The organism is Chryseobacterium sp. MYb264 (assembly GCF_035974275.1).
Taxonomy (GTDB): Bacteria; Bacteroidota; Bacteroidia; order Flavobacteriales; family Weeksellaceae; genus Chryseobacterium.
In genome coordinates this window covers 1,033,392-1,055,047 of sequence record NZ_CP142422.1, presented here as the reverse complement: position 1 = coordinate 1,055,047, position 21,656 = coordinate 1,033,392, and the positions used below count along the sequence as shown (strand labels likewise).

Below are 21,656 nucleotides of genomic sequence, written 5' to 3'. Positions count from 1 at the left end.
AATTAGATGAGTGCAAAAAAAGCCAATTTATCAGGCGAATTGAAAAAATATTTCGGGTTTTCTACATTTAAAGGTCAGCAAGAGCAAATCATAGAAAATCTGTTAGAAGGGAAGGATATATTTGTCTTGATGCCGACCGGAGGTGGTAAATCTTTATGCTATCAGCTTCCGGCACTTATTTCCGAAGGCACGGCAATAGTAGTGTCTCCTTTAATTGCCTTAATGAAGAACCAGGTAGACGCAGTCAACGGTCTTTCATCCGAAGACGGGGTAGCCCATGTTTTGAATTCTTCACTAAACAAAACTCAGACCAAACAGGTTTTTGATGATATTAAAAGTGGCAGAACAAAACTGTTATATGTAGCTCCTGAATCACTGATTAAAGAAGATTATTTAGAGTTTTTAAAAGAGGTAAAGATATCCTTCTTTGCTATTGACGAAGCACACTGTATTTCAGAATGGGGACACGATTTCAGACCTGAATACAGGAATTTAAAATCCATTATCGACAAAATTGCAGATGTCCCTGTGATTGCATTAACGGCTACAGCTACGCCTAAGGTTCAGGACGATATTCAGAAGACGCTAGGAATGATCAATGCATTGGTTTTCAAGGAAAGTTTCAACAGACCTAATCTATATTATGAGGTACAGCCAAAAGTAAATGTAGATCGTGAAATTGTGAAATTTATCAATCAACATAAGGGAAAATCGGGAATTGTTTACTGTTTAAGCCGAAGGAAAGTTGAAGAATTTGCCCAGCTTTTACAGGTAAACGGTGTGAATGCATTACCTTACCACGCAGGTCTTGATCAAAAAGTAAGAGTGGCGAATCAGGATAAATTCTTGATGGAAGAGGTGGATGTGATTGTAGCCACGATTGCATTCGGGATGGGAATTGATAAGCCTGATGTCCGTTTTGTGATTCACTATGATTTTCCAAAATCTTTGGAGAGCTATTATCAGGAAACCGGCCGTGCAGGGCGAGATGGTGGTGAAGGTCACTGTTTGGCATTCTATGATCCTAAAGACATTGAAAAATTAGAGAAATTCTTGGCTCAAAAACCTGTTTCCGAGAGAGAAATCGGCTTACAGTTATTGAATGAAGTGGTAGGCTACGCCGAAACTTCAATGAGCAGAAGACAGTATATATTGTATTATTTTGGTGAAAATTTCGATCCAATTCATGGTGACGGCGCCAAAATGTGTGATAATTCATCGAATCCTCCAAAACTGAAGGATGCAACTGATGATTTGAAGAAAGCTTTAGAGCTGATTCGCGATACTGGTGAAAAATTTAAATCAAAAGATCTGATTTCCGTTATTGTTGGAAAAGAAAATGCAGTGACAAAATCGTATAAATTGGAGCAGGCTTCTTATTTCGGTTTTGGAAAAAATGAAAAAGACAATCACTGGAAAACGATTTTAAGACAGGCGACGGTTCAGAATTTTCTTCAAAAAGATATTGAAACGTATGGTGTTTTAAAGATTACTGAAAGAGGAAGGTTGGTTCTTGAAGGCAAGCTTGAACATTCTTTCCTGATTGCAGAAGACAGAGAGTTTGATTTAACACAAAGTAAGGCAGAAAGTGATCAGATCCAGCAGCAGTCTGCAGGTGGATTAGACCAAAATTTATTCGCTTTATTAAAGGAGTTAAGAAAGAAAGTTGCCAAAAAATATGGAATTCCGCCGTACACGGTTTTCATGGATCCGAGTTTGGAAGATATGACGGTTCAATATCCAATTTCTGTTGAAGAAATTGCAAAAATTTATGGTGTTGGAGAAGGAAAAGCTAAAAAATACGGTAAAGAATTTGCAGATTTTATCAGTCAATATGTAGAGGAAAACAATATTGAACGTACTCAGGATATGGTGTTGAAACAGGTGGCGAATAAATCCAGCCATAAAGTTTTTATCATTCAAAGTACGGATAAAAAGATTGATCTTGAAGACATTGCAAGAGCGAAAAATCTTTCGATGGACGAATTGTTGAAGGAGATGGAACGTATTGTTTATCAAGGTACAAAATTAAATATTGATTATTATATCGAAGATAATTTTGATGAAGATATTGTAGACGGTTTCATGGAATTTATGAATGAATCTGAAAGCGACAGTATGAAAGTTTTATTGGATGAATTCGGGGATGAATTGTCTGATGAAGAAGTGAGAATGTTGAGGATAAAATTCATTAGCGACGTCGCGAACTAATTGTATTTAAATCATAAAAAATAGAAAAAGAAACCTTTCAAAACGAAGGGTTTCTTTTTTATTTGATAGATGTTGTGTTTAAAAGGAAACTGGAAAATTTTAACTCATATTTAATTTTAAGTTAAAAATCATTAATTACGTATTGGGATTGACAGTTCCCAAAACTTTTTACTAATTTTACACTGATGAAAAAGATTTCTGTCATATTTATTCTGCCGGACCTTGAAACCGGAGGCGCAGAAAGAATCGTTACCACTATTGCGAATCATCTTTCCCGAGATCGATTTGAACCTAAGATTATGCTTTTACGCAAGCAGGGAGGTTATCTGAATTTTTTAAAGGATGATGTAGATATTATTGATATTAATACCGAACGAATTCGACATTCTTTAAAACCGATTTTAAGGGAAATTTACAGAAGAAAACCGGATATTGTATTTTCAGGTTTTGGTGAAGTAAATGCTTATTTGTCTTTGTTTATTAAGCTTTTTCCGAGAACGAAGTTTATTGCGAGAGAAACTAATGTGGTGACGCAACATGTGACGCGTAAAGAAATTAAATTTTTCTACAACTTTTATAATAACTACCAAAGAATCATTGCACAAAGTGATGATATGCGGAAAGATCTGATCGATAATTTTAATATCAAGCAAGGGAAAATTGTGAAGATCAATAACCCTGTTGATTTTGATTTTATTAATGCTAAACTGGCAGTTTCCACAAAGCCTGAAAGCTTTAAATATAATTATAAAAATGTGGTGGCCATCGGTAATTTATCTGCCAGAAAAGGGTTTGATAATTTGCTGAAAGTATTTTCAAGGTTAAAAAATGAAAATATTATTCTTCATATTTTAGGTGATGGTCACGATAGAGATATTCTTCATCAGATGAAAGATTTTCTTGGATTAAAACAGGTTATTTTTCATGGTCGACAGGAAAATCCGTATCAGTTTCTGAAATATGCCGATTTGTTTATTCTTTCATCAAGATATGAAGGTTTTCCCAATGTTTTATTGGAAGCCGGAGCTTGTGGAACCTATTCTTTAGCGAATAATTGTCCGGGAGGAATCAACGAAATTATTCAGGATAATACCAATGGTGAAATTGCAGATATTGAAAATCATGAGGATTTTTCCAGAAAAATACTCCAAATTCTTCACAGAGATCATGATAAAGATGCGATAAAAAATTCTATAAGATCCAGATTTTCAAAGAATATTATTTTAGATAAATACGAACAGGTTTTGATCGATCTCATGACCAAATAATATTTATAGATACTTTCCGTACATTTGCGGCTATTAATTTTATTTAAAATCAAGATTTCATCAATGAATAAAGTCCAGAAATTAGGCTGCGCGTGTGAAAAACCTACTTCAAATTATACTGAATACAGAACTTCTGAGTTGGGAATAGACCATACTTATGGAAGAAATGCAGAAGTAAGCATTCAGCAGTGTAAATTATGCCAAAGAATTTGGATTCATTATTCTATCAAATCCGAAAATTTACCGGAAACCGAAAAATGGTATAAAGGAATTGTTTCTAAAAAAGACCGACCACAAATTACTCCCGAAAATGCCCTAGAATTTATGGAAAGCCTTGAATGGTATGTGTATGGAGGTTCTTATTTTGGAAATGCTGTGGAATTTGGTGAGGGAAAATTGAATTTGGATCTCTAATATTTAACATTTTTTAATCAAATGAATAAATTTGATGAGCTAAAGCGTAATAGATTTATTAAAAAGCTACGTTCTAATGCAATTGCTATTACTTCAAATCAAATCCAAATTCATTCAGGATATTTTAAAATGGATTATCTGATTGGAAGAATAAATGATATTAAGCCTTTAGGTAATATTGATTTAGCTATATTTAAGAAATATTATAACGAAATTAAATTTCATCCTATTGGTAAAGAAAGAAAACTTTACAATAAGGAATATCTCGCAAAGCTAGATTCAAAATTAAAATTTATAGACGAAAAATATAAAGATTTACTTGATGAAAAATGTAAGGAAATCATTGAAATATTTAAAGATATCCAAGATTTTTGTTGAAAGATTTCTTGTTTTCTCTTTCATCTTTTTATTTATTTTTGCTTGTAAAGAAGATAAAGCTTTATCAAATCATAAAAAAGAAACGATTAGGCAAGAAGTTAAAACTTGGCAGGATGGTTTTGGCTTAACTCATGTTATAGATATCGATTCAATCTGGAAAAAACCAGTAAGATATTATGTGTCAAATAAAAATTGTGATTCTACAGCTTTAAAGTTTTATTTAGGAGTTTACAAACCTACAGACGAACCGGAAACTGAAAGGTTATTAAATTTAGTTACAACTAAAAATGATAGTTTACGACCTTTTTACCGTTGGATTTTAGATAAAACTATTATTATTCAAGATGGTGCTTTGGGAGAATATACAGGAACTCCGGCAAGAATGTATGCAGAAAAATTTCCGAAAGAATTTTTTGAATATATGGATTCTGATATGTCTGGTAAAAAGTATTCAGATTGGTGTAGCTCAATTGGATACAGTGGTTTTTATAATTCTGAAAATTTTGACGAACCGGAAATGGTTAAAACTAAATTAATTAAAGTCATGTCCGAAAATTGTGCTGATTGCAATGAAAGAGATGAGAAAAGGATAATAAAGTTTGCTAATGATTGTTTCTCAAATCAATAATATTTTCAATGGGTAAAAATTAATCCCATATGTATCTCAAAAATTTGACAAATCTCACTTTCTCACGTGGTAATTAATCGTTAAATTTGTAAGAATTAAGATAGATAATAATAAACAAATTCATATAATAACATGAGTCAATTCGATGTTACCGTAATCGGTTCTGGTCCTGGTGGTTATGTTGCTGCAATTCGTGCTGCACAATTAGGTTTCACAGTAGCCATTATTGAAAAATATCCAACTTTAGGAGGAACTTGTCTTAACGTGGGATGTATTCCGTCAAAAGCGCTTTTAGACAGCTCTGAGCATTTTGAGAACGCAAAACACAATTTTGCAGGTCACGGAATCATTATCAACGAGCCTCAGGCAGATATCGCAAGAATGATCGAGCGTAAGAATGAGGTCATCAAACAAAATACAGACGGAATCAGCTATCTGATGAACAAAAACAAAATCACTGTTTTTGAAGGTGTTGGAAGCTTCGAATCTGCTACTCAGATCAAAGTAACGAAAAACGACGGTTCTACAGAAACGATCGATTCTAAATATACAATCATTGCAACGGGTTCTAAACCAACTTCTTTGCCTTTCATTACTTTAGATAAAGAAAGAGTGATTACATCTACAGAAGCTTTAAATCTTAAGGAAATTCCTAAGCATTTGGTAGTTATCGGTGGTGGAGTTATCGGCCTTGAATTAGGTTCTGTTTATTTGAGATTAGGTGCTCAGGTAACTGTAGTTGAGTTTATGGATAAAATCATCCCTGGAATGGACGGAGCTTTAAGTAAAGAATTAACTAAAGTTCTTAAAAAACAAGGAATGAAGTTCATGCTTTCTACAGCGGTTTCTGCGGTTGAAAGAAATGGAGATACTGTAAAAATTACAGCTAAAGATAAAAAAGGAGAAGAGGTAGTTGTAGAAGGAGATTACTGTTTGGTTTCTGTAGGTAGAAAACCTTTTACAGAAGGTCTTGGATTGGAGAAAGCGGGTGTTGAACTTGACGAAAGAGGAAGAGTAAAAACAAACGATCACCTTCAGACTAACGTTGCTAATATTTATGCTATCGGCGATGTTATCAAAGGAGCAATGTTAGCTCACAAAGCTGAAGAAGAAGGAGTTTTCGTTGCTGAAACATTGGCTGGACAAAAACCTCACGTTAATTATAACTTAATTCCTGGTGTTGTTTACACTTGGCCAGAAGTTGCCGGAGTTGGTAAAACTGAAGAACAATTGAAGGAAGAAGGTGTAGCTTACAAGGTAGGATCTTTCCCAATGAGAGCGTTAGGAAGAAGCCGTGCAAGTGGTGATGTTGATGGTTTGGTAAAAATCATTGCAGACGAAAAAACGGACGAAGTTTTAGGAATGCACATCGTAGGAGCAAGAGCTGCTGACCTTATTGCAGAAGGGGTAATTGCAATGGAATTCCGTGCAAGTGCTGAAGATATCGCAAGAAGTTCTCACGCTCACCCGACGTATGCAGAAGCTATTAAAGAAGCGGCGTTGGATGCTACGGCGAAAAGACCGATTCATATGTAATACTTGATTAAAAGATTTAATCATTTAAATATTTAAAAAAGAGAGGCTTTTGTCTCTCTTTTTTTGTTTTGAAATACTTAATTATCAATAAGAACGGATTTTAATCCGCTTTCTCTTTTTTACTGGATCAAATACAAAAGTTGGGGACTAGGCAAAAAAGTTTAGATCATGTAAGATGAAATTTTTTTCTCTCGCAGATTTTGCAAATGATGCAGATTCTTTTCCTTGCACTTTAGATATTGAACACGAAGCCCCACCAAGTTTTTTGACAACTCCCGTTTTTAAGTCTCACCAAACCTTTCTACCTATAAAAGACCGGAAGGGTGAAGCAAAGAAAATCAACGATATCATCTGTGAAAATCTTTGCGATCCGTGGGAAATAAAAATATTCGCACATTCGTGGCGATTATTTATCAGCCCTCCATTTTATCTTCGATAAAATCCTTGCGCCTTAAAAACACAGAGTATTAAAAAATATCTTTGCGTCTTTGCGAAAAGCTAACAGAGACAGCAGCATCTGTGAAAATCCGTCATATCTGTAGGAAATAAAAATATTCGTGCATTCGTGGCAAAAAAATACATCTAAACAATTTCTCCCCAAGTTTTGAAACTGATCCTTTTTACTTCAAATTCTGGTTTTTAGTTAAAATTTATTTGTATTGAAATTAAACGTATTTAATCATTTTAATTTTTAACCAATTATTTTTTATTTAATACGCAAAAAAACCTTCATGAAATTTATCAAGTCGTAAAATATTTAATTTTATTTTTATTTAGAAAAAATATAAATAATTTTGCCAAAAATTGTTAAAATTGAAGAAAAGAGTTTTATTCCTTGCTTTTCAGTTTGTCATACTTTCTGTAAGTGGTCAGACGTTGACAGGGATTGTTGTAGAAGCTGATAACAAGAAGCCTATTTCTGGCGTGAAAGTTGGGATCGAAAATACAGGAATCTGGACCGTGACAGATAATTCCGGGGCATTCCAAATTAATTATAATGCGAGCGAAACATTGGTTTTTTCAAGGGCCGGTTTGCTGGAAGAGAAAAGAACGTATATCACGATTCCTGCCAACAGAATTACTGTCGATATGCAGATTGCTTCGATTCGTATCAAAGAAGTAATGCTTTCCGCAAAAAAGAAAAATTATTCTGAAATTGAAATTAAAGAAGAGGCTTTGAAAAATATACAGGCATTCTCTTTAAATGAGGTTTTGGAGCAGATTCCGGGGCAAAAGCAGCATAACCTTAACTTAAATGAATTCAAACCTATTGTTTTCCGTTCGGTAACACCCAATAGTTTTTCAGGAAACGGAAATGAAGGTTTTGGAAACAAATCTTTCGGAACTTCAATCGTCGTAGACGGAATACCACTTTCAAACAATGAAAATATGCAGGGGTACGCCGGAAATTATTCTCCTATATCCAGAAGCGTTAGCAATGAAGGTACTTTATTTATGCCAAACACGATAGGTTTTGGAGCACAGGGAGGGTACTTTTCTAATGCTAATTTTGGAGTTGACCTCCGAGAAATACCTGTTGAAAATATCGAAAGTGTAGAAGTGGTACAAGGTATTCCTTCTGCTAAATATGGTGATTTAACTTCAGGGTTGGTCAATATTCAGCAAAAAAGCGGTAAAACTCCCTACAGAGCTTATGTGGCGTTAAGAGAGGGCACACAGGAATATAATCTAAATAAAGGTTTACAGGTAAGTAAAATGGGATTTTTAAATGTTAATCTCAACTACCTGAGCTCTAATTCTGATCCGCGAACAAAGTTTAATAATTATCAAAGGATCAATACAAGTTTAATGTGGACGGTTTATAACAAAAATAAAAACGTAAGCAACTCTTTATCTGTAGAGTATGGACGTAATTTTGATAATGCCAACTTTGAAGAGGAGGACATCAGACAAACAATTACTAAAAACAAAAAAAGAGACTTTAAAATATCCAACCGTTTTAACTGGAGATTCAGAAACTGGTTCTTTGATAATTTGGCTGTTAACGCAAATTATACTCAGGCTTACCAAAACTCTTATGAATCGAAAATTGTAAGCAGTGGAGGTGATGTTGTGGGAACCAGTACCACAGAAGGAGTTTATGTAGGGGCTTATACCCCCATAAATTACAGACAGGCACAGGAAGTGGAAGGAAAACCTATTTCAGTTTTTGTTTCTGCTGATCTGAAGAAAAATTTAAAAACAGAGACCGGATGGGTTCATAATTTCCTGATTGGGACATCCTTCAGGAGTAGTGATAATAAAGGAGCGGGCCGCTTAGGAAGTCCTGAAACCCTCAATAAGGTATTTGCTAGTGGAGGGCAGGGGTTCAGACCTTATAATTTTGGACAGAATGTGAAGGCTGAATATCAGTTTTCCCTGTATGCAGAAGATAATATTTTCAAGAAAATTGGTCATTCCACCTTCAATTTAAATGCAGGTTTACGTTATGATAATCAGTTTGGAGCATCTGTCTTGCAGCCAAGGGTTAACACCTATCTTATTTATAAAAATTTCAAGTTTAGAGGAGGATTCGGGATCGCCTCCAAGGCTCCTTCTATTAATATGATCTATACGGGAGCTCGTTATTATGATCAGATTTTGGCAGATATTCGTCTTCCTGGATATTATAATATTGGAGTTGTTCAGACTTTTGTGGACTATGCTGATAATTTAGGTCTGAAACCCTCAAAAAGTATCAGGTCAGAAATTGGAGTAGATTATAAATTTCCATTCGGAAATGTAGGTTTAACAGCATACTATAATAATCTGTATGACGGCTTTACCAATGAATATTTTGCTTCAAAGAGACAGCAGGCTAATCTTAAATTCACTTACGACGGAACAAATACGCCTACCTATGAAATTGTTAATTATAGCAATTTATATTATTTGCAGAATAAAATTGTAAATAATCTGAAGTCGAAAGATAAAGGATTAGAATTAATGATGAGTCTTTTTAAACTTCCTGTTAAAAATATAAGTTTAGACATTAACGGCGCTTACGTGGAGACCCGAAACAACTCGAATACGGATAAATATTTTCTTCCACCAAGCTATAAAGACGGTGCTGTTTACGGAATCTACAGGCCTTTTGAGTCAAAATATAAACAAATGAATATGGGTATTTCTCTAAATTATCATTTACCGAAAGCAGGCTTGGTCATTTCTTTAAGATCCCAACATTTCTTTATAGATGATAAAGTGATCTTTAACCCTAAACTACTTTATGCCTATATCAACAGAGATCTTGAAAAGGTGATGCTTACCCAGGATGAGATTAATGATCCTAAACTGTTTTCAAGCATTAAAGAAACAGGAATTGATGATAACAGTGAGAAACTGGGAAAGGTCTTTCATAATTTCAACCTTAAAATTTCTAAAGATTTTCAGAACGGATTTAAGTTTTCATTTTATGCCAACAATTTTCTGGATTTAAAACAGGTTCAGGGAAAAACAACCGAGGGAAAATATACAGAGACCCTTAAATCCGACTTACTAAAGCTTTCTTTCGGAGCAAAAATAGAATATCAATTTTAAAAATTACCTTATAAATAAACATTATGAAACAGTTATTGAGTTTATTAACAATAATGCTGCTGTTGGTTTCCTGCAGAGACGATGATTTCGGGAATCAAGGGAATAATCTTCAGCCGACAACTTTTAGAGTAGAAGTGAAATATGATGCCGCCTATAACACATTGCATTCAAAAAATGCAACCGTAGTTTTAGTTAATAATAATTCAGGAGATACATATACCGAAACTACAGACGCAAATGGATTTGCCAATTTTGCCAGTGTAATTCCAGGAACTTATAAAGTTACAGTTTCCAAAAAAATGCTTGCTGATGAGTTTAATTCAACATTTGGATATGCTTCTTCTGGTTCAGAAATTACTTTTAACGGAGTTCAGGAAAATGCAATTATCAATGCAAATATTCAGACTACATTTATAGAACTAAAAGGAGCAAGAGTTGGAGATTTACTGATTAAACAAATCTATTATGCAGGATCTCACCCTACACAAGGGGCTAATTTCAGAGATCAGTTTATAGAAATTTACAACAACTCGAATGAAACCATTTATGCAGATGGTTTGTATATCGCGCAGCTTTATGGCAAGACCAATACAAATACGTCAAATAATAATTATTCTCAGGCAAACGGACAATTCGACTGGAGCAAATCTGTCGGAATGATTGGCGGGACTTCAGCAAATACCGACTATGTGTATGCAGATTATGTATTAAAAATTCCGGGTAACGGAACGCAATATCCTATTTTTCCGGGAAAAAGTATTGTAATTGCCCAAAATGGGATGAATCATAAAATTCCCCTGGTAGATAATACGGGAGCTCCGATCAGTATTCAGAATCCTTCTTTAACTGTTGACTTAAGTACGGCAGATTTCGAGGTGTATTTGGGAGATTTTAATCTATCAATTGGTGAGTCCGTTTATAAGTTTGATATACAGAATCCTGCTGTAAAAGATATGGATATTGCCTATTGGGGAAGAACCGGAAGCTGGAGTCCTAATAACGATTTTATTATAGATAATTTGGGAAGAGACAGCTTCGCGATTTTCAAAGCTAATAATTTTGCTGATTTTCCTCAATATGCAGACCCTTCTGTATCGACCGTTACAACAAGTACAAGATATTACAAGCAAATTCCGAATAGTGTAATTATTGATGGGGTAGATCTTCAGCATTATAATCCGAACTCTCAGCGACCAAAAATGTTGAATGCTTCTGTGGATGCAACTTTCATTTCGTGCGACGCTTCGTTTAATTCTCAGGCAGTTATCAGAAAAACAAAATCTGAGGTTACGATGTCCGATGGCAGCAAGCGAAAAATTTTAGAGGATTCAAACAATTCAGCAAACGATTTTGTAAAACAACAGGCGAATCCGAGAGGATTTCAATTATAATTGACAATGAAATTTAAAAGTTTATATATAATTTCTTCTCTATCATTTGGCTATGTTTCGGCACAGCTGAATGATAGTATTTTTATCCCGACTAATCAGGTTTATTATCAACAGTTAAACAAGATATGGGAAAATCCTATTCAGTTTTCTAACCAAAAATTTTCAGATTTTACAGAAACAAATCTTAACGCTTCCGTAAAAAATTTGAATATGAAAAGAGCCCAGACTGCAGAAGAAATCAATGAATTTGGCTTTACCACGCAGGGTATTTTCAATATTTCTGATAAATTAAGATTAATGGGAAGTTTTGATTATCAGTTCATCACTGAAAAAGGAATGGGGTATAATTTAACGAATGAGCGAACAGAAGATCAGTTTGTATTATATCCTAATTATCTTTTTGTACCTAAAAAAGCGAATTGGGAAACCCAAAATTACCGCGTTAAGGGAGGTTTGTCCTATAAGATATGGAGAGGGCTGGAATTGGGCGCAACGGTGGATTACAGAAATCAAAGTTCCTACAGAAAGTCGGATCCGAGACCTGATATTTCTACAGCAGATTATTCCGGTAAGATTTTTGGAGGTTACCGTTACAGAAATCATCATGTATCTGTTTTCGGAGGATTAGGCAGAAAATCTGAAACTTATGATCTGATCGCTGTGAACGAAGCGGTTAATGCTCCTGCAAATCCTGATTATTTCGTTAGATTTTCAAATGGTTATGGCAGATTGATTTATTTTCCTTCATATTCCGATTACAGTTACAGAACAATAGATAAAAATTTCGGAGCCGGATATTCATTTGAAAATCAGAAAAATTTCTTTAATATTAGCTTTAGTTACAGCAAAAAAATGCAGGAGCTGTTTGAAAAAGATCAAAGCAGCAATACCTATTTTGAAGAAAGTCTGGGAAAAATGAAATATCGTCTTGTTAACTATAAAACCGACGCTAATTACTGGTATAAAGGAAACGAAATGGATTTCATGACCAATGTCAATTTCCAAAGTATTACTGGAGATAATTATAATAATGAAGAGTTTGGGCAAAACTATAGAATGACTTTAGATAAAATAGCTTTTACTCAGAATTTCCTTTTGAGAGAAGGAAAGAAGATTAAGTTTGGAGCGACCTTAGAAGGAGTTTATAATGATTTTTCAGCGATTGATTTATTAGGAATTACTTATAAGTATGTTAAAAGCCTGAATGTAAATATAAAAGTTAACAAAGATATTTTTTACAGGGATACTCAAAAAATAAATCTCGAAGTGGGAGCCATGTCTTATTTTCCTGTAAATGAAAGCCTGCAATATACCCCTGCTTCATCCAATACTTTACTGTATGATCATGTTATTAAAAATGATTATGAGTTCGACAGAACTTCAAAAATGGGTCCTCAGCTGGGATTGCAGTTTTATCAGAAGGTAAGTCCCAAGACAAGCCTGAAAATATTTACTAATTTTGCAACACTTTTCCCATTGAGTAAAGAATTGAAGCAAAACACCGATTACAACGGAAATCCTAATCTATACTTCAATGCGGGAATATCATTGTTTTATTAGAAAGTTATGAAGTATTTTTTATCGCTCTCAGCAGTGTTGTTTTTAACCTATTCTTTTTCCGATTTTAATGTGATCCAAAAAGGATATACGAGCAGCGAATTAAGAGAACTATACGGAAGCGGAAACCAGAATCTTTGGCCCAAGCCTCACCTTTTTGATGAAGCTAAAGAAGGATTTAAAGATATCGGACCTTTATCAAAACCGGAGTTTCCAAAAGATAATCCCTATTCTGAAGCAAAAGAAGAACTCGGTAAGGTTTTGTTTTTTGATCCGAGGCTTTCAAAATCTGGACAGATTTCCTGTGCAAACTGTCACGATCCTGAGCTGGCCTGGGCAGATGGACGAAGAGTGGCTTATGGTCATGACAGACAACTGGGAACAAGAAATGCGCCTACCATTCTGAATATTGTTTATGCTAAAGAATATTTCTGGGATGGGAGAGCGGCTACTCTGGAAGATCAGGCGAAAGCACCGATTGAAAATCCTCTAGAAATGAATTTTCATTCAAGACTGGCTGTGAAAAAAATAGCTAAGATAAAAGGATACAGAAGTTATTTTCTAAAAGCTTTTGGCGATGAAAAGGTAACAGAAGAAAGAATAACAAAAGCGATTGCTACCTTTGAGAGAACAATTGTAAGTCCGAAATCAAAGTTTGATCGCTTTGTTTCAGGAGAAAAGAAAATACTTACTGATTCAGAAATCAATGGTCTGCATTTATTCAGAACAAAGGCTAATTGTATTAATTGTCATAACTCTTCTTATTTCTCGGATCAGAAATTTCATAATGTTGGACTCACTTATTTTGGACGCGAATATGAAGATCTCGGATTATATAATATTTCAAAAAAAAATGAAGATGTAGGTAAGTTTAAGACTCCTACGTTGAGGGAAGTTACTAAGACAGCTCCTTATATGCATAATGGTTTGTTTCCTAATATTAGAGGAGTGCTGAATATGTATAATGCCGGAATGCCTAATGAAAAAAGAAACAGAGACAGCCCGCTTGCTCCTCATAAGTCTAAAATGCTGGAAAAATTAAATCTTTCAGATGAGGAGTTAACAGATCTTGAAAATTTTCTGAATACCTTACATAGTTACAAATACAAAATGAGGTCACCCGAATTACCTCAATAGAGAGAAGCTTTTGCTTCTCTTTTTTGTATATTGGAGTAAAATTTTCTGATGAAGAATTTAATTCTATTTTCATTATTGCTATTTTCCGGATTGGTCTTGAGCCAGGATATCATGTTGATTAAAAAAGAAGTGGCAGAAATTAATCAAATAAAAAATTACAGTATAAAAGTTGTTCCCTATTCCTATTTTATGGATAAACATCAAGTAACGGACAACGGAATTGAATTAAAAGGCTATTATAAAAGCGGAAAACTTAGAAAAATAGACCATTTTATAGGGCTTTCTGCATGGTATATTTCTACGGAGTACTTTCTTGATAAAAACGGACAGTTAATATTCGTTTATTCAAAAAAATATCAGACCGTTGATGAGAACGGATATTTAAAAAATCCTATAAAAATATCCGAAATCAGGAATTACTATGCAAAGGGGAAGCTGATTGAGACAGTAAAAATGCCTGAGAATCAAATTGAAGATGCCGATTATCTGCGTACGTTTCAAGAGCTGAAAAAAGATTTAAATGAATATAAATAGGTTCAAGACTTCAATTTCCTTACCTTTGCAGACTAATTTTATCATACATGTTACTCGGAAAAACTCAAACTTTAAAAATTTCAGAAAAAATCAGTTCAGGATGGATTTTAACAGACGAATCCGGTGAAAAAGCTTTTTTGCCAAAAATCTTCATTCAGGATGAAAAAGAAATCGACGAAGAGGTGGATGTTTTTGTGTATCAGGATGATAATAAATTAAAAGCGACTACAGAAATTCCATTGGCTGAAGTTGATGAATTTGCCGTGATGAGCTGTGTTCAAAGCCTTCCCAGCGGTGCTTTTATGGATTGGGGAATTATAAAAGATTTATTTATTCCTTACAAGCAGCAAAAGTCTAAAATTGTTGAAGGTAAAAGATATCTGGTTCATTTGTATGTAGATGATGAATTGGGGTTAATTACCGGAACGACTAAATTCAAAAGAAATCCTCAATATCAGGATCTGCCTTTCCAAAAAGGAGATAAGGTAGATTTAATTATGATGAATGAAAGCGAATTGGGCTGGAACGTCGTAATCAATAAAAAATACATCGGCTTAATCTATGCTTCTGATGTTTTCAAAAAACTATATCCTTTGTCTGAGGAAGGCGGTTATATCAAAGAAATTCGTGAAGATGGAAAGATTGATGTTTCTCTGCAGCCACAAGGTTTTGAAAATATTGATGAGTTTAAAAAGAAAATTTTAGACAAGCTGGAAGAAAATTACGGTTTGCTTTATCTTTCAGACAAATCTACTCCTGAGGAAATTAAAGAGGAGATCCAAATGAGTAAGAAGAACTTCAAGAAGGCGATCGGAGGACTTTATAAGGATAAAATTATTGATATTTCAGACGATAAAATCAAATTATTATAAAAATAAAAACGAGCAGAATTTTCTGCTCGTTTTCTTTTATTCTCTATTTTTAATCAGTAGCCAACCGGAGTAAATTCTGCCGTCGGAAACTTTTATCGTGTACCAGTAACTTCCCGTTGGTAATGGTCTTCCGCTAAGTTTGGCTTCCCATTCAAAAGGCTTTTTATTTTTAATCACTTCTTTAAAAATGGCGATTCCGGTTCTGTCGTATAAACTGACTTCTGTTCCCGGATAATTTTCTAATCCGTTGATTTTCCATAAATCATTGATCCCATCTCCGTTTGGTGTAATGGCATTCGGAATATTAAAGATTGAAAACGGCTTCTGCCCGATAATACAACCTCCTTTCGTTCTCACAAACACCGTATATTCTCCCATTGAAAGATTGCTGAAAATGTTTGAATCCTGCCAGATAAGATTATCCAGAGAATATTCATAACTTCCTGTTGCAGATAAAATTACAGTTGCTGAATTATTGCTGATATTTACCGAAACAATCTGAGCTAAAACAGAATAACTCACGACAACAGTCGCTGTACTTTCACAACCAAAACTGTTTTTAACCGTCACCGTATAAGTACCTGGCGTTGAAATAGTGATGGTTTGTGCAGTTGCTCCCGTGTTCCATAGATAAGATGTAAATCCGGCTCCTGCGTCTAATGTGATATTTTTACCTTCGCAGAAATCCAGTTTTTCGGGAAGTGTAATATTAGGTTTAGGATTTACGGTTAAATTCAGTTGTGCAATTTTAAAACATCCGTCAGGAGTTGCGACTTTCACATTAATAATATTCAAACCTATATTCAAAGCATAATTTGATGGATTTCCGATTGGATTTCCCAGATTATCAGTATAAGTGAAAACGTAATTTCCCGGATTCGCGATTATATTATTTTCAAACGAAGTTAAATTAATAACCATTGTATTGGCAACAGAATTATTACAGAAAGTCTCACTGTAATTATTAGCCGGAACATTATTGAGTGAAAGCGTTACCGCAATGGAGAATTTAGCTGATTCACAACCATTCAATGTTTGGGTAACGTAATACATTTGTCCGTTTGCTAAAAGGGTACTTAATGGTAAAAGATTGCCCGCTGCATCATAGAATTTTAAATCTGTACCTGTAACAATCAAGTTTGAAATCTTTGGATGTGCCGATTCACAAAAATCCTGCATAGAATTGGCTGAAGGTCTTGGCGTGCTGTTTACGGTAATTTGAAATTCTACTTTATCACTTTCGCATCCGTTGATGGTTTGTGAAGCATAATAAGTTCCTGTAACCAATGGAGTAGAAGGTGCTAAAATACTTCCTCCGGCATTGTACCACGTTATATTCTGGCCAGTAATTTGAATGTCTGAAACTTTAGGAAGATTAGTGGCGCAGAAACCTTGCTGAAGGTTAGTGGAAGTTGGTAATGCAGGCGAGGAGATGATTACATTTTGATTTTGTGTAAAGGTATTTCCATTTCCGTCATTATAAGTCCAGTGAATGATATAATTTCCGGGAAGCGAATAAGACAGTGGATCTGAAGTAGAGGCTGTAATTACTCCCGCACAGTTATCTGTTGCAGTAGGTATATTTGTTATGGTTGTATGACAATCTCCTGTGATATCCACTAAAGTAGCTATGTCGGGAATTGGCGCAATATTATCACCTACTGTTACATTTACGGTAAAGCTTCCGTCACAAGCTCCAGAACCAGTTACCTGACAAGTATATGTTCCTGAATGAGCTGCTGTTGCATTAGGAATTGTTGGGTTTTGAAGATTTGAGGTGAAACCGTTGGGTCCTGTCCACTGATATGTTGTTCCACCACTTGCATTTAACTGTAATGTTGAATTAATACATACTGGTGAGTTGGATGTCACAGTAGCACTTGCTGTACAATCTCTAAATTTAGCTACAAACATATCATTTCCGCCACCAGGCATTTGTTGAAAGGTTCCCGGAGTGGCTATTCCTGAAGTATTTCCGCCAGACATTCCCGTTAAATAAATAGCATCCTCATTGTCTGTAATAACTTCTCCTTGTTGTGTTGCGCCATTTCCTGTGTAATAAGTTCCCCATTCTTTACTGTCACTCTGATTATATTTAATCATAAAAGTGGAAATATATGTAGCAGGCATTCCCATATAAGCTCCGGGAGTAGAAATATCTGGTAAACCCAAACCATTGGAATGTAATCCTGTGAAGAAAACATTTCCATATTTATCAGGATAAGCCAACAATTGAGGATCTCCAATAAAGTTAAAATAACTTTTTGTGATTGTATTATTTGTCAAATTTACTCTCCAAATTCCAGGTTGTCCTACAGGTACGTCTGTTGTAGAGTATTTTCCCGGAAGTACCAAAATGTCATTCACTATTCTTCCTTTGAATACAACCTCATATCCTGAGTTCCCAAAATAACTAGATTTAAGAATGTTATTTCCTGATTTTGAAAGTCTTATATAAAGTCCGTCTGTTCCGCCTGCTTTTATAGGTTGAAAAGCATTGACCATAGGGATATTTGAAGATTGCGTCGCCGCTAGTATTTCAAGATTATCCACGGAAGACATGATTTGAAAAATAGAAGTTGAGCCATCACTTTGCCCAACATAGGTTGCCCAATCTGTATTCCCTGTTGTCGCGTTGATAGCTGCCAAAATACCATCAGTATAACCAGAGGGAGTAGATTTTGTTGGTTGCATTGCATTTACTGTGGGAAAATCTGTACTGAAAGCTTCTCCGCCAATAAATACCTGATTCTGATTATAAGAAACTGTATAAAGCTTATCTTGTCTGTTTGAAACAAATTCTTTTTGAAAAATTAAACTTCCATTACTGTTAAACTTCACTAAAACAATATTTTCATTAAAGGCAGCCCTTTGAACTACACCTCCTGCATAAATATTAAAATCGGCATCAAAATCGGCATCCATAAAATAGTCTGTCATTCCGAAGCCATAATAAGTTCCCCAAAGTTTTTGCCCGTCTTTAGTTATTTTTATCAGAAAAGCATCTATCCCTCCGGCAACATTTTGTTGATATGTGCCTGAGCTGGCAAAATTATTATAACTCGTTGTAGATCCGATGAGATAGCCTTTATTTTGAAGATCAGTTCTTATTCTTCCGTAATCATCACCTGTCCCGCCCACATGACTTCCCCAGACTCTTGTAGGAACAGGGTCAATAACAATCGTCTTATTGGAAGTATTTATAGGTGAATTAAAACCAAAAGTCTGATCTCCCAGATCCTTAAAAGAAATTTCAATATTTTCTTTTTTATTGCCTGAAATCCAGCTGTTCGGGATGTTTTCATACATTTCTCCAAAACGAACTTTCATCAAAAGCTTATTGTCTTTAATAGAAGTTGGAGCACCGTTGAATTTCATCTTAATATCTGAAATTTTTCCACCGGGATTAATGATGAAATTATATTCAATGGGTTTTAAAGTATCTTTTGGTTTAAAAAATACAATGTCAATATTCGGATAAATATTTTTATACAAAACTTTTTGAAAACGATGAACATTCGTTACTCCTTTTGGATTGTTCGGAAGGTTGTAATAATTAGAATAATCGGAAGATTTTCCTTCTGCAATAATTGCTGCTTTTTTATTTGAATTTAATAATTCAATATCAATTCTATGAAACTGATTTTCATAATTAAATTCATCATAATGATACGTTTTTGCATCAATAGATTGGTCTTTTCTGAATTTTGAGGAATTGGGATTTACTGTTTTTTTTGTTTCATATACATCATAAGAAAATCCATTAGATCGCAGTTGTACATTTAATCCCACAGAGGGGAAGAGATATTTTACATCTGCATTTTCTTTTCCGTCCTGATCAATGATTTGCCCTTTGTTTTCATAGAAATAATATTCATTGTCTTTGAATGTTTTATTCTGTGAAGACAAATGACTACAGCAAAAAGCTGCGAACAGAAATAATATTTTTCGCATCAGTTATTAATTTTTCGGCAAATATATAAAAATGCCCTGCTAAAAAAAGATTAACTGTTATTAATCTGTGTATAATGGTGTTAAAACTGATACATTTCATACCCTATTGTTTAATTATTTTGTTTAACAATTTTGTCAAAAACTAAAAATGATTTAAATTTGCACAAATTTGTTTAACAAAAATGTCAAATCAAGCAAAAAAAGACCAAACACAGGAATTAATCAAAGAGACAGCAAAGAATTTATTCTTTGTGAAAGGGAAATTTGATGCTACAACGCAAGAAATTGCTGATGCAGCAGGAGTAAACAGAACCCTGATCAATTATTATTTTCGTTCCAGAGACAATCTGATTCAGATTATTTTTGATGAAGCACAGAAAGTAGAACAGGAAAAATCGAAGGTTATTCAGAACTCTGATCTTCCTTTTAAAGAAAAGATGGGGCAGTTTATTGAGCATAGTTTATCAACCAGCCTTAAATATCCTTATCTGGAAACCTATATTGTTTCACAGATCAATAAAGGAAACTGTCATAAAAAAGATATCGAGGAAGATGAACTGAAAAAATTGTACAAAGACATCAAAAAAGAAATGGCATTAGGGAACATCGAAACAATGGAACCTATCCAGTTCGTATTAAATATGGTTTCTTTATTGGTTTTCCCAAGTGCAATAAGACCATTATTGATGGAAAATTTAATGATTAGTGAAAAGAAATTCGATCAGATCATTGCAGCAAGAAAGGATATTATTTTAAATATGCTTTTTAAAAATTAACAAATATTAAAGTATTTTAAGAAATGATCCGTCCTTTAAAAATAAAAGTATTCAAGAAGGAAATTAAATTACATTAAAAAAATAAACGAAGTATAAGATTATGAAAAGAAAACGTATAACTGCAAAAAAGCTAAAAATTGGGATAGCTGCAGCATTTATGATTTTCGGTTTTTCATCCGTGTCTGCTCAGCAGCAGGTTTCTCTACAGGAAGCCATAAAACAGGCACTTCAGAATAAAGCAGAAGCCAAAAAAGCTGCTTTACAGATTAAAAAAGCCGAATATAAAATTGATGAAGCGAAAGCTGGGGCATTACCACAGGTAACGGCAACAACTGGCTTAACCTATAACCCAATTATTCAGGAGTCTTTGCTTGAATTTGGAGGAGAGAAGATCAGAGCTCAGTTAGGTCAGCCTTGGAGTTCAACAGCTTCTGTGCAGCTTCAGCAGGCAATTTTTGATCAAAGAGTATTCACCGGGCTTAAGGCAGCGAAATCTACAAGAGAATTTTATGTTCTGAACGCTCAGCTGACCAACGAACAGATCATTGAAAATGTAGCAACCGCTTATTATCAGGTATTTGTTCAGGAAGAAAATCTGAAAACTGTGGAAGCGAGCTATGCTAATACAGAAAAAACGAGAAATGTGATCAAAAGTCTGGTCGATAACGGCCTGGCAAAAGCGATCGATTTAGACAGAACAAATGTTCAGTTAACGAATATCGGCTCCAACAGACAGACCTTGATCAATTCCGTACAGCTTTCAAAAAATGCACTGAAATTTTATATGGGAGTGCCGATCTCTTCGGATATTGAACTGGAAGAAAAAACGATTGAGCCTAAACCGGAGCTGATTGCCAGTACCGTAAACCTTAATGATCGTACCGAAATTAAAGTGCTGAATAAAAACAGAGAGCTTTTGGTGTACAATAAAAAAGCAACAGAGGCATATTTGTATCCGACGGTAAACCTGGTCGCCAATTATGGATGGGGGGCAACGGGAGCAAAGTTTCCTTTAACCAATGGAATTAAGAACGGAGTACTGTGGAGTGATTATTCTGCAATCGGCCTGAATGTGAACATTCCTATTTTCACGGGAGGAGCTACCAAGGCCAAGATTAATCAGGCTGAAATTGATATTCAGGATCTCGATGTAGATCTTGAAAATACGCAGTTAAGCTTAAGTTTAGATTATAAAAATGCCATTACCAATATGGAAAATGCATTGATCAATATTGAAAGCATGAAAGACAATGTAGATTTGGCGGAAAGAGTTCAGAAAAATACACAGGCTAATTATCAGTACGGTTTGGCAACATTAACTGAAGTTTTAGATGCGGAAAATGCACAGACTCAGGCTAAACAGAACTATGCTAACGCTCTATTGGATTATAAGCAGGCTGAAATAAAATTAATCAAAGCGAAAGGAGAACTAAATACTTTACAAAACCCATAATAAACTA

The 21,656-nt window shown here is 34.5% G+C and carries 15 protein-coding genes; 14 read left to right on the top strand and 1 reads right to left on the bottom strand.

Features of this window, described 5'->3' with window-relative positions:
- The first annotated feature begins 6 nt into the window (after positions 1-6).
- From recQ to VUJ46_RS04560, 12 genes are all read left to right on the top strand, one after another.
- A complete protein-coding gene (gene recQ / locus VUJ46_RS04615) occupies positions 7-2,211 on the top strand; it encodes a DNA helicase RecQ (RefSeq protein ID WP_326983830.1) in 2,205 nt (734 codons plus the stop codon).
- Between the two features lie 185 nt (positions 2,212-2,396).
- Complete coding sequence (locus VUJ46_RS04610; protein WP_326983829.1) at positions 2,397-3,479, top strand: glycosyltransferase; 1,083 nt, start codon at positions 2,397-2,399, stop codon at positions 3,477-3,479.
- Between the two features lie 63 nt (positions 3,480-3,542).
- Entirely contained in the window at positions 3,543-3,893 is a 351-nt protein-coding gene (locus VUJ46_RS04605; protein WP_326983828.1) for a hypothetical protein, read from the top strand.
- A gap of 21 nt (positions 3,894-3,914) precedes the next feature.
- Entirely contained in the window at positions 3,915-4,271 is a 357-nt protein-coding gene (locus VUJ46_RS04600) for a hypothetical protein (protein ID WP_326983827.1), read from the top strand.
- Entirely contained in the window at positions 4,216-4,899 is a 684-nt protein-coding gene (locus tag VUJ46_RS04595) for a hypothetical protein (RefSeq protein ID WP_326983826.1), read from the top strand. Before VUJ46_RS04600 ends, VUJ46_RS04595 begins: the two co-directional genes overlap by 56 nt.
- 132 nt (positions 4,900-5,031) lie before the next feature.
- On the top strand, positions 5,032-6,435 hold the full coding sequence (gene lpdA, locus VUJ46_RS04590) for a dihydrolipoyl dehydrogenase (protein ID WP_326983825.1): 1,404 nt from the start codon (positions 5,032-5,034) through the stop codon (positions 6,433-6,435).
- Positions 6,436-7,248: 813 nt separating this feature from the next.
- On the top strand, positions 7,249-9,975 hold the full coding sequence (locus tag VUJ46_RS04585; RefSeq protein ID WP_326983824.1) for a TonB-dependent receptor: 2,727 nt from the start codon (positions 7,249-7,251) through the stop codon (positions 9,973-9,975).
- A gap of 23 nt (positions 9,976-9,998) precedes the next feature.
- A complete protein-coding gene (locus VUJ46_RS04580) occupies positions 9,999-11,366 on the top strand; it encodes a DUF4876 domain-containing protein (protein ID WP_326983823.1) in 1,368 nt (455 codons plus the stop codon).
- Between the two features lie 6 nt (positions 11,367-11,372).
- A complete protein-coding gene (locus tag VUJ46_RS04575; RefSeq protein WP_326983822.1) occupies positions 11,373-12,926 on the top strand; it encodes a DUF6850 family outer membrane beta-barrel protein in 1,554 nt (517 codons plus the stop codon).
- Between the two features lie 6 nt (positions 12,927-12,932).
- A complete protein-coding gene (locus VUJ46_RS04570; RefSeq protein WP_326983821.1) occupies positions 12,933-14,060 on the top strand; it encodes a cytochrome-c peroxidase in 1,128 nt (375 codons plus the stop codon).
- 48 nt (positions 14,061-14,108) lie between these two features.
- On the top strand, positions 14,109-14,594 hold the full coding sequence (locus VUJ46_RS04565; RefSeq protein ID WP_326983820.1) for a hypothetical protein: 486 nt from the start codon (positions 14,109-14,111) through the stop codon (positions 14,592-14,594).
- Positions 14,595-14,641: 47 nt separating this feature from the next.
- Positions 14,642-15,466 carry a CvfB family protein gene (locus tag VUJ46_RS04560; protein WP_326983819.1) on the top strand — a complete coding sequence of 275 codons (825 nt, stop codon included), beginning with the start codon at positions 14,642-14,644 and terminating at the stop codon, positions 15,464-15,466.
- Positions 15,467-15,502: 36 nt separating this feature from the next.
- On the opposite strand, the gene VUJ46_RS04555 is transcribed toward VUJ46_RS04560, so the two are convergent.
- Positions 15,503-19,420, bottom strand: a complete 3,918-nt coding sequence (locus VUJ46_RS04555; protein ID WP_326983818.1) for a DUF7948 domain-containing protein — start codon at positions 19,418-19,420, stop codon at positions 15,503-15,505.
- Between the two features lie 182 nt (positions 19,421-19,602).
- Here VUJ46_RS04555 and VUJ46_RS04550 point away from each other — a divergent pair, with 182 nt between their 5' ends.
- Positions 19,603-20,196, top strand: a complete 594-nt coding sequence (locus tag VUJ46_RS04550; protein ID WP_326983817.1) for a TetR/AcrR family transcriptional regulator — start codon at positions 19,603-19,605, stop codon at positions 20,194-20,196.
- A gap of 100 nt (positions 20,197-20,296) precedes the next feature.
- On the top strand, positions 20,297-21,649 hold the full coding sequence (locus tag VUJ46_RS04545; RefSeq protein WP_326983816.1) for a TolC family protein: 1,353 nt from the start codon (positions 20,297-20,299) through the stop codon (positions 21,647-21,649).
- Positions 21,650-21,656: the final 7 nt, after the last annotated feature.